Source organism: Bacteroides fragilis NCTC 9343, from assembly GCF_000025985.1.
Lineage (GTDB): Bacteria > Bacteroidota > Bacteroidia > Bacteroidales > Bacteroidaceae > Bacteroides > Bacteroides fragilis.
In genome coordinates, this window is sequence record NC_003228.3 from 4,660,574 (window position 1) to 4,678,303 (window position 17,730).

The following is a 17,730-nucleotide window of genomic DNA, read 5'->3' on the forward strand; positions in this document are numbered from 1 at the left end:
ATTGACGGGAGTTGGACGGGAAATCAAACGAGGGCTGAACGGGAATTGAATGGAAGACCGCGTTAACATTGTTAATGCAGTTGGGGAGACATTTATTTCAGGGGCGGAAAGAACAAAGCTTTGGCTTCGAAAAGACTTGTTATTTGGAAACAAAAGGTTTGATTTAACAGAGGGTTAAATCAAGTTATAGGAAGAGGAAAAACAAAAGGAGAGAAAGTATTGAGGATGAAGAAAATAGAGAAAAAGGGAGTATTTTCTGGGAAAAGGGATAAGTGCTGGTCCGAAAGGGATAGTTGTGATTAAAGCAAGTATGGGGGCAGGGAATTTTAAAAAGCAAGGTTGGGAATGGAAGCGGGAGGAGCTTACTGTTAAAGACCAAAGGACAAATTACAAAATATTATCCAATTAACAAACCGATAAACAATCTATTAAATGGTTATTCACAATTCGAAACAGCTTCTAATGGTAACTATATTTAAACCGTCTAATCAGATACACTTAGTAGCATACTTTTCAATTACTAAGTAGAGTACTTTTTAATTATTATCTACACCATCATAAACAGCATATACTATCTGATGAAGACAAAGCGATGCGTTATGATTTACTTTCAAATTAGTATCTTTGAACCATTGGAAACAGCGATTCGAAGATATGCAAATGTAGCAAGTATGTTGTGATTTGCTTTCAAATTAGTATCTTTGAACCATTGGAAACAGCTGATTTGGCATCTGCTATTTGATCAATCAGTTGTGATTTGCTTTCAAATTAGTATCTTTGAACCATTGGAAACAGCGCAATTACCCCAATCCTTCATGCCCTGAGAGTTGTGATTTGCTTTCAAATTAGTATCTTTGAACCATTGGAAACAGCTTTGCCGGATACCTTAGTAGTGGTAGTCACGTTGTGATTTGCTTTCAAATTAGTATCTTTGAACCATTGGAAACAGCGATAGCGGCGGGGGAGCGAACGGCAACGAAGTTGTGATTTGCTTTCAAATTAGTATCTTTGAACCATTGGAAACAGCAGAACCATCACGAATCAGATTCCAATACTGTTGTGATTTGCTTTCAAATTAGTATCTTTGAACCATTGGAAACAGCATCCTGCGAAATTTCGACCTTATCGCCGGGGTTGTGATTTGCTTTCAAATTAGTATCTTTGAACCATTGGAAACAGCGTTATTGTAAGAGTCATAAAAGCGTGTACGTTGTGATTTGCTTTCAAATTAGTATCTTTGAACCATTGGAAACAGCTTAAATACCTCGTCAAAAGCGGATTCCGCAGTTGTGATTTGCTTTCAAATTAGTATCTTTGAACCATTGGAAACAGCGTCTTGGGAATCTGTACGATTGTTGCAGAAGTTGTGATTTGCTTTCAAATTAGTATCTTTGAACCATTGGAAACAGCTCTTAACAATGCGCTGCATCTCTCGAATAAGTTGTGATTTGCTTTCAAATTAGTATCTTTGAACCATTGGAAACAGCCCACAAATCTTTATTCCAGTTGGCGTACCGGTTGTGATTTGCTTTCAAATTAGTATCTTTGAACCATTGGAAACAGCAAACCATTCAAATATCTGCGCAATTGGGTAGTTGTGATTTGCTTTCAAATTAGTATCTTTGAACCATTGGAAACAGCACTGTTGAACTTTTTACTCGTAATCCTAAGTTGTGATTTGCTTTCAAATTAGTATCTTTGAACCATTGGAAACAGCTCAATTGACCCGAAAGTGCAACGGTCAGGTGTTGTGATTTGCTTTCAAATTAGTATCTTTGAACCATTGGAAACAGCTAAGGATAGGAATATTCAATCTTATACAGGTTGTGATTTGCTTTCAAATTAGTATCTTTGAACCATTGGAAACAGCGCATAAAGAACTGGCATATTACCACTGACGTTGTGATTTGCTTTCAAATTAGTATCTTTGAACCATTGGAAACAGCAACAGAACTATCAGACACTATCTCTGAGTGTTGTGATTTGCTTTCAAATTAGTATCTTTGAACCATTGGAAACAGCCGAATGGTCAAAACTATGCTGCTCAGGTTAGTTGTGATTTGCTTTCAAATTAGTATCTTTGAACCATTGGAAACAGCCTCCAACTCTCGAAGAGCAGCAACAATATCGTTGTGATTTGCTTTCAAATTAGTATCTTTGAACCATTGGAAACAGCTTCTTGCGGTTTAAACACTTCATTAAAAGCGTTGTGATTTGCTTTCAAATTAGTATCTTTGAACCATTGGAAACAGCAAACTTAGTAACAGAACCGACAATATTAGAGTTGTGATTTGCTTTCAAATTAGTATCTTTGAACCATTGGAAACAGCTCTTTTAACCTTTTATTAGCATTTCTCAAGTTGTGATTTGCTTTCAAATTAGTATCTTTGAACCATTGGAAACAGCTGCTTAGTTATAACGCAGAATATGCACATGTTGTGATTTGCTTTCAAATTAGTATCTTTGAACCATTGGAAACAGCAGTGTCTTAAAGAGGTGATTAATGAAATGGTTGTGATTTGCTTTCAAATTAGTATCTTTGAACCATTGGAAACAGCAGACTTAGCCATTTGTGTGGCATTCACCAGTTGTGATTTGCTTTCAAATTAGTATCTTTGAACCATTGGAAACAGCTTACTCCGCATAACATAATGTTCTTCAACAAGTTAAGAATAAATTAGAAAAAAGAAAAAGAAGACTGTTTCCAACACAAAATCTCGCATTAATGCGAGATTTTGTATTCTAGAACAACTCCAATTGCTGTCCCGGCGTATTGACATCTTGCACTTTCTTTCCATAAAAAAGCTCTATATCTCCAAATTGTTTATCTGTAATACACATGATTCCGACATGCCCAAATTCTGGGAGAAATGATTTAACTCTTTTTATATGTACTGCTGCATTCTCACTACTGCCACAATGACGCACATAAATGGAAAACTGAAACATCGTAAAACCATCCTTTTGTAGATTCTTTCTGAAATCGGCATAAGCCTTTTTTTCTTTCTTAGTCTCAGTTGGCAAATCAAAAAGAACAAGCACCCACATAATACGATATTCATTAAAACGATCCATAATCTATCGTTCGGGATAGGAAATTCTCCGAAGCTCTCCATTGAAACATTTATAAAGTGAAGCAGTAGTTTGCCCTACCGCAACCATCAACGGACTGCGCTTACCTCCAATTATCACTTCTAATGTCGGAACAGTCAGTAATCGAGTTTTCATCTCTTTTGTCAACTCCGCATTTTTTCCATACTCTTGTATCAAACTAAACACTAACTCATCCACATAAGGACGATAAGGTTCCATTATATCGTCCGCCAAACAATAAGCGTTGTAGCGATTGTGATGATGGATACCCAACGTAGGAAGCAACCCGCTTATTACCAACCCACGCGCCACCACCGCACGAAGAATGGCATATCCATAGTTTAACAAGTTGTTGGGAGGAATTCCCTCACGTTCCCGAGTGAAACTATCAACATCTGAGAATAAAGACTTCCAATAATATGCAGCAGCGCGTGCTTCCAAATTGTCAGGATCGCCACTACGCACATTGGTAGCCCAAATACGCATACACTTTACTTCCTCGTCCATACAATCTTTAAGCACAGATGCCTGATTGTTGATTTTCGCTTGAATAGTTTGTTGCCAGAGTTGTTTCTTCAAAGGAAGCGAAGTATCCAATTGTTTACGAAAACGCTCATTCTGCGTAGTATTTCCATAAAGAGGAAGCATTAATCCGACTGGCATACTCCTGCTATCACAAGTGATTACGGAACAGTTGTTCTCAAGCAAAGCCTCCAGCACACCGGAAGTGATAGTTATCTGCTTGTTATCCAACACGACGATTCCAATATCCTCTATAGGTTTCGTTACTTCCGCCTGCTTTTTCAACGTTTCCGGCAAAACCGTTGCTTTTTCTACATCAGGCAGTTTAATAACTAGCTGCGCATTTCGTAACGATAGATAAACCGGATTTCCGAAATAAAGTGTTTTCTTAATCATGACTCATTCCTTTTAAAAGTTTGTCAAAGTTCAATTTGTAGCTCTGAAGTTGTCTAACATGGAATTTGTCATATTCCTGTTCCGCTAATGCCTTGGCAATCTCATAGCTCACCCGTCCGCTATGTTGTAGGACGGCTTATTCGTTGAACTGCAAAAATGCGTCCAACTTTTTCACCCAATCTCTCGTGTACATCACTTGTCCTTTTTTTTGCTTGACGCTCCGCATAATCCAAATACATCGAAACAATGCGGTTCAAATCATCCATTTCCATTTCATTGAGATAGTTCTTTGCAATAGAAACATCCGGATTGCGTATCATTCCGTTGGGTGCATTCTTCCAAGTAGTTAATGCCATATTAGGCTTATCAGCGTCCACACGAGAAACAATAATCTCAACCGCCGTTTGCCTGGAAATTGCCCAATGCAACTTATTCTGAACAATTGCAAAAAACTTCTTAGTAACATCGCTACCCGCTTCATAGTCGGCACTGCATTACGAATAAATATCGGTTATTTTCTGATAGAAGCGTTGTTCGTTGCCACGAATGTCACGAATACGGGCTAACTGTTCTTCGAAATAATCCTTACCAAACAACATTTGCGGATTCTTCAATCGCTCATCGTTCATGGCACCCCCCTTAATCAGATATTCTTTCAGCACACTGTTCGCCCAAATTCCAAATTGTGTGGCTTGAATACTGTTGACACGGTAGCCTACGGATAAGATAGCGTCGAGATTGTAAAACTCAATCTGTCTTGTGACCTGCCCTGTGCCTTCGATTTGAACTTGTGCAAAAATTGCACAAGTTACCCCTTTTGATAATTCCCCGCTTTTATATACATTCTTCAGATGTTCAGTTACTATGCTTCTGTCCACTCCAAACAATTGTGCGATCTTGTCTTGCGGTAGCCAAACCGTCTCATTAAAAATATAGATTTCGACTTTCACCTCTCCATTGCTGTTTTTATAGAGAAAGAAATCAGATGGAATTGGAGGATTATTATTGTTTTTGTCCATAAATCATTCATTATATTAATATTCTCCTACCGACACTATCTGGCCGATGTGATTAACACGGACTTTAACAATAGTGTCCAGGCCTTTTGAGCTACGAAAATCTATCCATGTAATACCTCTCAAAATAGAACTTGTATCCTTAATTGTTGTTTCTAGATGGTGTCTAAAAACATAATTCTTAAGAGAGAATTTCTGTACCCTAAACAAATTAGGACTTATCAACCCATAATTCTCCACATCAAGTAAATCGATCTCTTTCGGATTAAATCCAGTCTTTTCATTTGGAAAAACAAAATACTCGTTTTGTTTCATACTGAAAAGGAATTGCCAGCCTTCAGTCGTTTTATAATCCTTGTCAATAATCGGCAGACCAAGATTTGCCCTTGTCACTGCTTCAAAGAAACTAACCACAACTTCCTCCAGTTCATACTTGGGATTGCCAGCTTCGTCAACCACTAATTGTCCCCTCTTATCTATAACTGGTCTATAATAAACTGCCACATGATGATTATTGCCTGTATTAACAAAATCCACAGGAATATTTCTACCATTCTCATCCAATATAGGTTTACCGTCCTTATCCTTTTTCACATGTAATGACTGCGCATTACTGATTCCTGAAATTGTAACTCGCTTAATAGATATACCTTTCTCTTTATTCAGCCAAATAGGATTTTTATCAAGATTGGAGAATGCTTTTTTTGCATCATTGCCATACTCGTTTAATCTGTCAATTAGTATTTTACGGACACCTACATCTATTACCTTATCAACTTTTAAATCAGGAGAGATTTCCTTACGTATAGTATAAATCGCTTCAAGTGTTACAATTTTCACTTTTTCAGGCACTTTCCTCATTTGTTCCTTATCTAACCATATGGGCTGTTTATCCAGCGAATTCTTACCGGCAAACGCTTTCTTCGGATCATTATCATTTTCATACAAACGTTTCAACAATGCATCCCTATAAGCTGACTTGCTTACAGTTCCAATTTTTCTCATATCAAACGAAGCATTAACCTTTTCTTCTTTTGTCAGATATTGCTTGCCACTACCATAGATTGTTTCTAAATGCAACTGCCCACGTGGTGTCTGTTGCATATTCTTGTTCACGCCACCCTTTTTCCTTGTCTTGTTAATATTACCCGTAATGACCTTGTTCTTCGCTTTAATCGAAATCAAAGTATTTTCCAGATGCTTTTTAGCTTCTGCGCGAAACTCTCTCAATGGCATGGGCGCAATCGCTCTGCCATTTTGAAAATATTTGTTCTTTATTGCATGCTCATTTGCATTAGGATCCAGACTGGCATTTTTGTTATTAAAATACTGAATGAATACATCCTTTGTAAATGCTACCGTCAACGCATCCATCGCATGATGACGATGATCATTCCGTTTCGTCCAATCCTTGATTCTACCTATTTGCCTTCCATCTCTATCTTCAAAATATTCAACCAGACCTAATGCCTTATACTTTTCCCAGTTCAATTCTTTCATCACATCAATCAATTGCCAATCTTCACGCAACTTGTCAGTTACTGATCCACTTGTAGCAACCACACGATGCGAAATTTCATTCAACATGGACAAAGCCTTTTTGGCAATATACTGCGTATTACGTAGGTCACGTTCAATAAAGCCGTCAGGAATATCCTGCTCAGCCATTTTCAGTTTATTGTATTTTGTTTTCGATATTTTCCCCGACTTAAACAAGTCTTCGATATTATTTAAATAGTGTTCTAAACTATTGTCAGCTCCGCTTTCACCAAATTTTTCTTTCACAAAATCATACGCTGTTTTATTCCCTTTTTCAATATTTACACTACGAGCTTCAAGTGTTTTATTAGAAAAACTATCATCGAAAAGCCGTGCTTGCGGAATGATATGTTCAATATCAAATTCTTTACTAAACAGTTTTTCTCGTGAAATATACGTATTAGAATAAAGTGTTTTATACCCACACGACTCTAACTCTTTGTAAAGTTTGTAACGCAAAATATCAGTACGGCTTACATTGGTTAAACCAAACTCAGTCTGTAAAAGTGTCTTATATTCCTCATGCGCTTTGGTAGTTTGTGCAATAGATTTAGTCAGTTCTTCACGCTCTTTGGCATTCTTCTTCAACTCACGAGCAAGTTCTACACGTATTTCATCCGGTTTACCGTAAATGTCTATAATGACATTAATAACGTTTACCATCTGATTCAGAATCTTTTCCACCACAGGATTGTGCAAACTATTCTTGGGAAGAAGCATAAGTCTGTCTTTCAACACCTTATTTGCTATCTCTTCCCTGGTTAATGACGATTCTGAATGCCTGTATCCGGCATATACACAAGCCACATCATACCGATTACCTTCTTTCAAATGAGGTAGAATCTTATGAATAGCCTTCGCGCTCAGACTGCCATAATCATCTTGAAAAGAAACATTTGCTAGTATAGTAGCATATTCTTTTTCAAAGCCATATAGTTCTGTCATCTTTTGAATCAAACGACCGTTTCCTGTTGGTGTATTGTCCCCCTCAAAAGAATACAATAAATGCCAGAGTTTGTAATAAGGCTGATTGTCTAACTCTTCATTCGAGTTGAAACCTAGAATGTCCGTATTCCAATTAAGAAGATCAAAGACTGCTTTTATATACTCAACAACCTTCTCAACCGGTTTCTTGAAGTCAACTGGTTCATGCCCAGACATCTCAATCATTTTACTGTAGGCCTGAAACAACGCATATCCCGTTTTATTACCATCAATCGTTTTAAAATTTAAATCCAATTCTTGTGGATTATCAAACAACAATTTTAAAACTTCAGACTTCGTCATCTTATCACGAATAAAAAGTTCTTGGGCAAGCAATTCTTTTTCTTCTTGACATAAACGACGGCTACCATTCAGTTCTAATTGTTCCGCATCGTTAAGTTCCTCAAAAAGAGCAGAATAATTCTCCTTCAGTTTTCTTCGTTTCCTTTTCTTTCCGACAACAGTTACTTCTATATTGTTTAATATCTGCCATATTTTAAATTCTTGAAACAAGGGAGAAGAACGGGATATCACCCTATTACCTACAGTTTTAATCTTTTTCTTACCATCTATATCTACCTCTATCTGCCGACTTTCAAACTCGCAAAAACCGATTAATCCTTTCTGACTCTTCAGTCTGCGTTGATAGAAAATGATAATATCACGGATTTCTTTTTTCAGTTCCTCTGTCAGTTCTTTATGATATACAGCTTGCTTTTCCCAAAGCATATTAAACTCATCCAAATAATCTTGGCGATAGAATACCATATTTCGCAAGCTCGCATTGGGATTCTTATCCAGCATTTCCATTTGATACTGCCCGACAGTCTGTTTATTGAAGTACAACTCCTTACTCCTATCACTGATTGCGCCGAGATAACCGCTTGAGTTATTGATTTGGGTATTCATTTCTTGGAAAACAATAACCAATTGTTCCAACGACAACTTTTCCTTCAAACCATTTACCCGCCATTGCAGATTCTCTCTTTTCGCTTCATCCCTTTTCCGTTTACTATAAATACCTTCCAACTTATGTTCTCTTTCTTGTTGTTCTGTTTTGCCTTTCTCTTTGTTCCATTCCGTATAGTTTTCTTTCCAAACGAAATATTTGGCACAAATAGCCCAAACAGCATCACGTTTTTTCCCTCTCAACTCTTCTTTTAATACATCAGTAAGAATCTCCGGATAATATTCTTTTTGTTTTTCCCAAATTCTGTCAAGTTCATTCTGCAAATCAGAACGATAAAAATCGGGCAAAAATTTCTTACCAGCATCAAGAAGTTGCAGGCATAATTCACCAGGTGTAAGGTTATTGTTATAAAGTTCACGAGCTATATCCATACCGTCAATCAACGTACCTTCTTCCACTCCCTTTGCTTTCCTGCTACTTTTATAACCCCGTTTCTTGTTAATCATGAGCAATACACGCGCAAACTCTTCCAACGAGATTTCCTCTGTTACCGCCTTCGCCCTTAATCGGTATGTCTCAAAAGTTGTTCGGTTACCATTTTCCGAAAGTATTGTATCTTCTGTTATCAATTTGTGTTCTTTCAACACTTCCGTCAAAGTTTCACGACGAAGTTTGTAACGTTGTAGATTACGCCTCATTCCTCTCTTAAGTGTTCTATCTGCGTTAGTCGTAATACTCTTTCCTTTCTCGAAGTTGGTCAATTCATCTACTGTCAGAGGATTTACTCTCACACCAAGCTTAACAATTGACGATCTCTCGTCTTTATTTTCCGCCTCGTTCACCAATGCCCAACCGATACTATTAGTACCCAAATCCAATCCCAATATCCTTTTCATACTTAACTCATTTTATCACAACACCCCAAATATATTAATATTTTTCCATAAATAAACATGATAATAAAAATTATTCATTATCTTTGGGTCACTAATTTGAAGCAAATCACAATAAGGACTATTCCGTTGTGAAAACATTTAGGATGGGGCATTTGCCTCGTCCTTTTTTGTGCTACTAAAGTCTCCAGAACAGCTTCATAAGCCAGTTTCTTGTGGAAACGGTCAATAACTCGTTTGGCGGTAGGAAAGCAACTACGAACAATCTGCTCCATATTGGGAGTCATATCCAATTTGATGTCACGCACTTGATAACGACGACGGGACAGTCTGAATAACACAGAGCTTACCATATAGATATCCATACCTCTTATTATGGCGACAATACTGCCTTTGCCACCATGGGAAGCCTTGTTGCTGAGTATGGAGAGTTCACCGCGCGAAAGGGCAACTTTATCAATACAGACGTAAGCACCGATATTCTTTTCAAAAAGCAGCTAATCCTGTGCATGGGTAAACTGATCCCAGTGAAGATAACCACTAATGATTGCGGTATTACTGCTTCGGAAGAACACCGTCAACGTTATACGAAATCCTCAATAACTTACAACTAACCGGATAATTATCAATATAACTCTTTTATAAAAAAGACGCAAAATAAATACTGTGCCATACGGATACCTTCAGCCACCATACGCCAGTTACGGTTGATGTACTGATTACTCTGCTTCAAAATCCTGTGACGACAACGGATATTCAGAGTTTTTTTTACTGCAAAGAGGGAAATCTTGAACAACGACAAGATCATAGAATCTCTTGTTGCAGGTTTCCCGTCCAGAATATTGCTCAGGAATAACATTCTTCTATTCAAAATAAATAACAACATCACTAGGACTTTCCTGCATATTGACAAGATCAAAATAAGCTAAAATACTTTCAAGAAGTAAAGGCGATAACTACTAGAACTGGAAATAGATGAACGGCTGAATCTCACTGCTCTTCATCTGGATGACCAGATAAATCATAGCCACCATTACAATAGCTTTACCTAAGAAAGGAAGCTTGATCACTCCACGGCAAACGGCATTTTCCCAACTATCCGGAGCAAAATGGAGCAGGAAACCAACTGCCATCAGTGCAAATACCCGCCAATACCCTTCTATCAGTTGTGGGAAAAGCTGTGGACGGAAAGCAGTAAAAATCTGATTCAGCATGTCCATCGAATTGTGAAAGTCAGCATTACGGAAGAAAATCCAACAAAAGCAGACAAAGTGGAAAGTAATGATAACACCCAATACCCGGCGAATACCGTGACTGGTCTCCCCCTTTTTACGCCCAATAATGGACATCCATGCTTTATGAAGAGCAAGTGCCACTCCGTGAAAAGTACCCCAAAGCACAAAATTCCATGAAGCCCCATGCCATAGTCCACCAAGGAACATGGTAATAATCAGATTGAGGTATTGACGGAACTTCCCGTGACGGTTACCTCCCAAAGAAATATAAAGATAGTCGCGTAACCAACTCGACAAAGAAATATGCCAACGTCTCCAGAACTCAGTGATCGACGCTGATTTATACGGAGAATTAAAGTTCAAATTGAAATGGAAACCAAGTAAAAGAGCAATGCCGATTGCCATATCACTATATCCTGAAAAATCACAATAAATCTGCAAAGCATAACCATAAAGCCCCATCAGGTTCTCGACTCCCGAATAGAGTGTCGGGTTATCAAAAATACGCTCAACAAAGTTAATACTTATGTAATCGGAGATAACCGCTTTCTTGAACAAACCTGCCACAATAAGAAAGATACCCCTGCCGAACATTTCCTGCGACACATAGAGCGGTTTACGAATTTGCGGAATAAAATCACGTGCCCGGACAATGGGCCCGGCCACCAACTGTGGAAAGAAAGAGACATAAAAGGCATAATCCAGCAGACTGGTCAAAGGTTTGATCTCTTCCCTATAGACATCAATGGTGTAGCTTAACGACTGGAATGTGAAAAAGGAGATGCCGACAGGCAAAAAGATGTCAAGTGCCGTAAACTCCCCTCCCATCAGCGAGGCAATGACCCCACCCAGAAAATTGGTATATTTAAAGTAGCAGAGTAATCCCAAATTGACCGATACACTGAGTACCACACAAAACTTACGTTTCCAGCGGACATCGGTTCGATCCATCAGCCAGGCTATCACAAAATCGGTAACAGTAACGATGGCCAACAGGAAAAAATAGGTTCCACTACTCTTGTAATAAAAATAATAGGAGAAAAGAGCAACAAACAGAATCCGTGCCGTATTGCGATGTTGCAACAGTGTATAGATTACCATAAACGCAGCGAACAGCCAAAGAAAAATTCCGCTGCTGAATATCATCGGCGCATCCGGATTATATTTGAAAGCCTCCAACAGGCGGCTGAAATCAATATCAATGGGAAACATATTCATTATAGGCTTTAATAATGGCTTCATATAATAATTCTCCCTGAAGCGTATAGCCTTCAGGCAGATAATGTACGTGATCCGGACGCATTAATTGGGCGTCTGACCAGTTCTTGCAGGCGCGCAGGCTTCCGCCCACAACATTATACATATCCCACACCACCAGTTTATGGCGGCGGGCAAAATCATGAATCGTGTTCACTGCCGTTACCGTTCGGGGATTAATAGCGTATGTGCGACGCCGACGACGTTGACGGAAACTTTCATAAGATCCCGGAGGCGTAGTCATCAGGATAGGAACATCAGGCAGACTGTCATGCAACAGTTCAAGCAATTCCTCCATCTGCCGGTAATGTACATTCGAATTGTATTTTCGGTTATGGCTTTCGTTCGTTCCAAACGAAAGTATTAATAGTTCGGGTTTCAGGGCTGCAATGGCTGCAATACGGTCGGGATGCGTAAAAGTCAGGCAAGTGGCTCCGTTCACCCCCATATCCGTATAGGAGATCGCTCCGAATGTTTCGGTCAGACGGGCACCGGTAGTACGAGGAAAAATATGCCCGCGAATGTGACTGTCACCAATATGAACAATGCGCACAGTATCTTCCGAACTCCCGTTTTGCACCAGCCGCAAATGTTCGAGCACCGGAGCCAGTATCCCAAGACTATCCACGACCTCATTCCTCCCTACACCTTTGAAAGCTACGGGAAAAACAATTTTTACCGAAACAGTATCCCCCAATGATCCCGGTTCACGCATCGGCTTACAAGCCTTCGTGCCTTTATCCACCTGCGGACAGGCTGGCAAAAGGTCCTGTGCCCGAACCGACCAAACACCGGAAAGCAAAAGGATCAACACCCCCAGCCATCTATTCAGCCTCATAGGCCTTTCTCCTTTCATACTGTTCTTTTCCATAAATCAATGTTTCGTATAGTAGTCCTGCCAAGTGACGTCCACCCCGGAAGTTGATGTGTGTATAATCATAATTAGCCAAAGAGGGCTTGGCATGCACCAGCTCGGCCATACTACCCTCTCCTCCCATAGCCTCGAACATGTTCCAAAAAGCAATACCACTCTCTGCCGCTATATTCTGCTGGTAGCGGATCAGATTCTTCACTCCGGGCATTGTTCGCAGTTCACCGGTATCAGTCTTATAGTCACGATCGCCCACACTCAACAAAAGAAAACCGGCCTGCGGAAAGCATTCTTTCAGGTGGTTAATGGCTGTGAGAAGTCCTTTCTTATAAGGGTCGTAGTTTCTTCCGCGTTCGGTTGCAACGTTCAGTCCATATTCCAGAATAATCAAATCATAAGGCCGCTGGGCATTAAACTCTTGCAGCATTTTGGATGGTATGCTGCGAAGGGAAAGTCCTGAACTACCACGCAAAGAGAAGTTGTCGACAACAACTCCTTGTGTGCCGTCCATTGCCACCCCATAGAACAAAGTGGAATCTGCCCGATTGATATCCCAGCGTACCGAACCGATACGACCATTCACTTTCATCTGCTGCAAACGACCAGTAGTAGAAAAGTCCCGCGCTTCAGCTTCCCCACGGTTGACACATACAGAAAGATTGACCTCGCCCTTATTATAGAAAAAGATGGATGCTATCTGGCAGGTATCGAGTAAAGAAGCATATTTATTTTGTCCGCGAAGTTCAACGTAAGCTCTTTCACGGGGAACAAAATAGTGCCCGGAAATACCTTGTTTCTTTTTATCAAAGTAAACACTGTCGGTCACTGCATGACTAGACCATCCGCCAAAAGAATGACGTACCGTCGGACGATAGCCGCTGGTCATCGAAGTTATGGTGACAAAGCCTACACCACATCCGCCGAAACGCTTCTGCAACATCTCGCGCAGATCGGCTGTGAAAATATCCGCCTCAATAAAGGAATCACCGAACACAGCTATACGGACCAAGCGACCTTTGGACTGAATTTCGTCCAGCGCACGATAAAAAGGAGTCATCCCTCGCATCGTCGAGTCACTATAATCTTCGATACAAGTCATTCCGCTGCGGCACGTATCTACAAATGCAGGTTTCACAACCGGGACCGGCGGCAGACTGTCTGCCACTACTTCATCTTTATCAGGTTCAGGCATACGGACATCACTCAGCAAATCGACACGCCTCATCGTATGTCCGTCGATCGTTATAGCAGGCAGCCAGTGCATTCCAATTAATGCGAACAGGACGATCAATGTCAGCCATAACGAATATTTCAAATAATTTTTCATGCACGCTCTTAATTTAATAAGAAGTTGCAAAGATAGATAAAACCCATAAAAAGAGAGGAGAATCTGCATGAAATTCACGCAGATTCTCCTCTGATGTTATCTGTGTAGGCAAAGGATTAAATGCTTCGCTCCACGTTAGTGACAAAAGCCCGCAGACCGAGCTGTTCTGTCTGCATGTCCATCCGATGCAACGCATCCAGCAACGGGTCCACCTTCTTGTCATCCACCACCGTTATGATGGCCGAACACATACTAGGCCAGGCGTGGCTGCCGAAATGCGGATCACCGGTCTTCGAACCACGTCCCTGCACACGCTCCAAATAGGTGAAGCCCCGACAACCCAAACGGTCCAGCAAAGCAATGATACGTTCGTAATAAGCCTGATCGAATGTGATTAATACTGATTTCATATCTTGATTTCTTCTTTATTATTTCTTAATCATTTCATCTTTATGCTCTTCAAAGTAAGCCTCCAGCTCACGTTTCCGTCTCAATACCTTACGCTGATGCTTGATACCTGTACCGGCAAAGACGCAGTACAAAGTAGGAATCAGGACCAAAGTCAGAATAGTGGAAACAGTCAGACCACCGATTACGGCAATCGCCATCGGGCTCCACATCTCCGAACCCTGTCCACCACCAATTGCCATCGGGATCATACCGAGAACTGTAGTAGCAGTGGTCATCAATACCGGACGAAGACGGCTCTTCCCTGCTGTTACGACAGAGTTGAGCACAGCCAGTCCACGTTCGCGGCAAAGAGTGATGTAGTCGATAAGTACAATACCATTCTTTACAACGATACCGATCAACATGATGGCTCCCAAGAGGCTCATTACACTCAGCGTGCTCTTTGTAAAGAAAAGGGCCATCAACACTCCACTGAAGGCAAACGGCAGTGAGAACATGATGATGAATGGATAAGTCAATGATTCGAACTGTGCTGCCATCACAATAAACACCAGTACCACAATAAGAATAGCCAGCGTACCCAGGTCGCGGAACGAATCTTGCTGGTCTTCGTACGAACCGGCTACCTGAATCGTTACGTTCGACGGAATATCCATCTTATCGATGATAGCATTACCCGCATTCACTACATTACCCAACGCTTCGCCCGAGATAACGGCCGAAACGGTCACAATACGTTCGCGGTCTTTACGTTCGATAGTAGGAGGAGCAAAGCGCTCGACAACTTTACCCAACTCTTTCACACGTACGGCTTCGCCACGACTGTTATAAATAAGAATGTTCTCGATACTTTCAATACTGGTACGATACTCCGGTGCATAACGCACTTTGATATCGTATTCGTCTCCATCCTCACGATACTTGGAGGCAATGGCACCATTGATACGGTTGCGCAGATAGTTACCGGCAGTTGCCAGGTTCAGTCCGTGCAAAGCCAGCTTCTCACGATCGAAGTCTACCTGATACTCCGGCTGATAATCACTACGGCTGATGTTTACTTCCGATACACCTTTCACATTCAGCAGTTCACGTTTCAAACGTGCAGCTACACTGTCGGTTTCTTCCATACTATAACCATATACCTCGAAGTCGGCACTTGCCTGAGCAGACATACCCGTGTTGCTACCACCCAGGATCACCTGTGCTTTGCTGAACTCCGGATATTTCTTCAGGTCCTCACGCATCTCGTCGCAGACTTGTTCAAGGCTGATGTCACGATCTCCCGGATCGACCAGACTGATATTGAACGAAATGATGTGGGAACCATTGTCCTGCATAGAGGCCCAGGTATTGTCTGAGTCGGCCTGACCTACGGTATAGTTACATACGGTCATTACACCTTTGTATTTATTGAGCCACTGGTTAGTCAGTTTCTCTGAGACCTCCTGTGCCAGCTCCTTGCGTGTTCCGATAGGCAACTCCAACTGAACCGCGATACGGGCATTATCCTGTGCCGGGAAGAACTCGGTTCCGATACTCTTGGCACAGAACAAGCTGACCACAAAGAACACGATACAACCGAAGATGACAATCGGACGATGGCGAACCGCCCAATTCAACATGCGGGCATAGCCTGTATCCAGAGCATCCAAACCTTTCTCAATAGGACCGAAAAGAAGTTTGAAAGTCTTAGACTGTTTCTTCTGCAAACGTAACAATTGCGAACAGAGCATCGGTGTCAGTGACAAAGCAGCTACTGTAGAGATGAACATGATGGCACACATCATCCAACCCAACTGCTTAAACATCACCCCCGACATACCGCTTACCATTGTCAGTGGGAAGAACACTGCAATCATGGTCAGTGTAGAGGCAATTACGGAAATAGCCACCTCATTCGTTCCGTGCACGGCAGCCTGTTTCGGATCAGAACCGCGCTCGATATGGGTAGTCACATTTTCGAGTACCACAATCGCATCGTCCACCACCATACCGATGGCAATAGAGAGAGATGAAAGCGAGATAATATTAATTGTATTTCCGGTGACTGCCAGGTAAATAAACGAGGCGATCAGTGAAAGCGGAATAGTAATACAAATAATCAATGTGGCACGCCAGCGTCCCAAGAAGAGGAACACCACGATAACTACAAACAAAAGGGCGTACAGTACGGTTTCGGCCAAACTGTCGATGGTGTTGAGAATGTTGTCGGATGTATCGACAATCACTCCGAGCTTCACGTCGCTCGGCAAATTCTTCTGCAACTTCGGTAAAGCCTCGGCCACTTTCTTTGAAATATCCACAGAGTTGGCACCCGACTGTTTCTGCACCACAATCATGGCTCCTTTTACCCCATTATTATATGTTTCCTGAGCACGCTCCTCCACGGTATCGACCACGCGGGCCACATCGCGCAGATAGACATTCGCTCCATTGTAGCTACCCACCACAACATCTTCCAATTGTCGCGAATCGTCAAACTCTCCTTCGACACGCAACGAATAGGTCTCATTACCGATATCGAAGTTACCGCCCGGAATATTCTTATTCTCGGCTCCGATAATCGAACTGATTGTTTCGATAGTCAGATTATAGGCTTCCAGTTTGCCGGGGTCGCAATATACCTGGATCTCACGTTGGGGAGCACCACTGATGGATACCGTACCCACACCGGGAATACGTGCTAACGGGTTCACAACGCGATCGTCCAGGATTTTATAAAGTGCCGACTGACTTTCATTGGCCTGTACCGACAGCAACACAATCGGAATCATGTCGGTGCTAAACTTAAAGATGATGGGATTCTCCACATCATCCGGAAGCTGCGAGCTGACCATATCCAACTTGTCACGCACATCATTAGTCAGTACGTCGATATCATTACCGTATTCAAACTCCAATGTAATCAGAGACATATTTTCAGACGAACGGGAGGTGATATGCTTCAGGTTACTGACAGCATTCAGCGTATTCTCCAACGGACGAGTCACGTTGTTCTCTATATCCGAAGCACTGGCTCCGGGATAGGCGGTCATTACCATAATCGTATTTGTATCGATGTCCGGATACAAGTCGATAGGTAATTTTGACAAAGAGAAGAGACCAAAAATCACCACTGCAAGGAAGCAGAGGGAGGTCATAATCGGTTTTTTTACCGCTCCTTCGTATAAACTCATTTTTGCTAATTATTAAAATGTGGATAATGCGCCGTATGTCATCGGATTGTATAGCTTTCAACTTATAAAGCTGTACACAACATACGGTTACATTGATTCA

10 protein-coding genes, 1 pseudogene and 1 CRISPR repeat array are annotated in these 17,730 nt (G+C 41.2%); of the genes and pseudogenes, 1 reads left to right on the forward strand and 10 read right to left on the reverse strand.

What is annotated here, in order from left to right:
* Nucleotides 1–596 precede the first annotated feature (596 nt).
* Nucleotides 597–2,634: a CRISPR direct-repeat array (repeat unit 47 nt; unit sequence GTTGTGATTTGCTTTCAAATTAGTATCTTTGAACCATTGGAAACAGC).
* A gap of 108 nt (nt 2,635–2,742) precedes the next feature.
* From cas2 to BF9343_RS19180, 5 genes and pseudogenes are all read right to left on the reverse strand, one after another.
* Nucleotides 2,743–3,075 (reverse strand): CRISPR-associated endonuclease Cas2, encoded by a 333-nt coding sequence (cas2, locus tag BF9343_RS19155; protein ID WP_010993659.1) that lies wholly within the window; start codon nt 3,073–3,075, stop codon nt 2,743–2,745.
* A gap of 3 nt (nt 3,076–3,078) precedes the next feature.
* Nucleotides 3,079–4,011, reverse strand: coding sequence for a type II CRISPR-associated endonuclease Cas1 (cas1, locus tag BF9343_RS19160; protein ID WP_005791628.1), 933 nt, complete (start codon nt 4,009–4,011; stop codon nt 3,079–3,081).
* Nucleotides 4,012–4,130: 119 nt separating this feature from the next.
* Nucleotides 4,131–5,030: pseudogene (rhuM, locus tag BF9343_RS24045) on the reverse strand (RhuM family protein).
* Nucleotides 5,031–5,045: 15 nt separating this feature from the next.
* Nucleotides 5,046–9,356 carry a type II CRISPR RNA-guided endonuclease Cas9 gene (cas9, locus tag BF9343_RS19175; RefSeq protein ID WP_009293010.1) on the reverse strand — a complete coding sequence of 1,437 codons (4,311 nt, stop codon included), beginning with the start codon at nt 9,354–9,356 and terminating at the stop codon, nt 5,046–5,048.
* 77 nt (nt 9,357–9,433) lie between these two features.
* Nucleotides 9,434–9,850 (reverse strand): transposase, encoded by a 417-nt coding sequence (locus tag BF9343_RS19180; protein WP_229091292.1) that lies wholly within the window; start codon nt 9,848–9,850, stop codon nt 9,434–9,436.
* On the opposite strand from BF9343_RS19180, the gene BF9343_RS24290 reads away from it, so the two are divergent.
* Nucleotides 9,755–9,967, forward strand: coding sequence for a hypothetical protein (locus tag BF9343_RS24290; RefSeq protein WP_010993660.1), 213 nt, complete (start codon nt 9,755–9,757; stop codon nt 9,965–9,967). The two genes, BF9343_RS19180 and BF9343_RS24290, sit on opposite strands and share 96 nt — an antisense overlap.
* A 345-nt stretch (nt 9,968–10,312) precedes the next feature.
* Here BF9343_RS24290 and BF9343_RS19190 read toward each other — a convergent pair whose 3' ends face one another.
* The 5 genes from BF9343_RS19190 to BF9343_RS19210 form a co-directional block, all read right to left on the reverse strand.
* Nucleotides 10,313–11,800 (reverse strand): MBOAT family O-acyltransferase, encoded by a 1,488-nt coding sequence (locus tag BF9343_RS19190; protein ID WP_041926344.1) that lies wholly within the window; start codon nt 11,798–11,800, stop codon nt 10,313–10,315.
* On the reverse strand, nt 11,787–12,683 hold the full coding sequence (locus tag BF9343_RS19195) for an SGNH/GDSL hydrolase family protein (protein ID WP_005791610.1): 897 nt from the start codon (nt 12,681–12,683) through the stop codon (nt 11,787–11,789). Before BF9343_RS19195 ends, BF9343_RS19190 begins: the two co-directional genes overlap by 14 nt.
* Entirely contained in the window at nt 12,670–14,043 is a 1,374-nt protein-coding gene (locus tag BF9343_RS19200) for an SGNH/GDSL hydrolase family protein (protein ID WP_005791608.1), read from the reverse strand. The genes BF9343_RS19195 and BF9343_RS19200 overlap by 14 nt, the downstream gene beginning before the upstream one ends.
* A gap of 116 nt (nt 14,044–14,159) precedes the next feature.
* Nucleotides 14,160–14,453 (reverse strand): PG0541 family transporter-associated protein, encoded by a 294-nt coding sequence (locus BF9343_RS19205; protein ID WP_005791607.1) that lies wholly within the window; start codon nt 14,451–14,453, stop codon nt 14,160–14,162.
* An 18-nt stretch (nt 14,454–14,471) separates the two neighbouring features.
* A complete protein-coding gene (locus BF9343_RS19210; RefSeq protein WP_005804147.1) occupies nt 14,472–17,630 on the reverse strand; it encodes an efflux RND transporter permease subunit in 3,159 nt (1,052 codons plus the stop codon).
* Nucleotides 17,631–17,730 lie beyond the last annotated feature (100 nt).

Bases quoted from the DNA above. Each gene is read 5' to 3' on its own strand.
- cas2 (WP_010993659.1), bottom strand. From the start codon at position 3,075: ATGGATCGTTTTAATGAATATCGTATTATGTGGGTGCTTGTTCTTTTT.
- cas1 (WP_005791628.1), bottom strand. From the start codon at position 4,011: ATGATTAAGAAAACACTTTATTTCGGAAATCCGGTTTATCTATCGTTA.
- cas9 (WP_009293010.1), bottom strand. From the start codon at position 9,356: ATGAAAAGGATATTGGGATTGGATTTGGGTACTAATAGTATCGGTTGG.
- BF9343_RS24290 (WP_010993660.1), top strand. From the start codon at position 9,755: ATGGGAAGCCTTGTTGCTGAGTATGGAGAGTTCACCGCGCGAAAGGGC.
- BF9343_RS19190 (WP_041926344.1), bottom strand. From the start codon at position 11,800: ATGTTTCCCATTGATATTGATTTCAGCCGCCTGTTGGAGGCTTTCAAA.
- BF9343_RS19195 (WP_005791610.1), bottom strand. From the start codon at position 12,683: ATGAGGCTGAATAGATGGCTGGGGGTGTTGATCCTTTTGCTTTCCGGT.
- BF9343_RS19200 (WP_005791608.1), bottom strand. From the start codon at position 14,043: ATGAAAAATTATTTGAAATATTCGTTATGGCTGACATTGATCGTCCTG.
- BF9343_RS19205 (WP_005791607.1), bottom strand. From the start codon at position 14,453: ATGAAATCAGTATTAATCACATTCGATCAGGCTTATTACGAACGTATC.
- BF9343_RS19210 (WP_005804147.1), bottom strand. From the start codon at position 17,630: ATGAGTTTATACGAAGGAGCGGTAAAAAAACCGATTATGACCTCCCTC.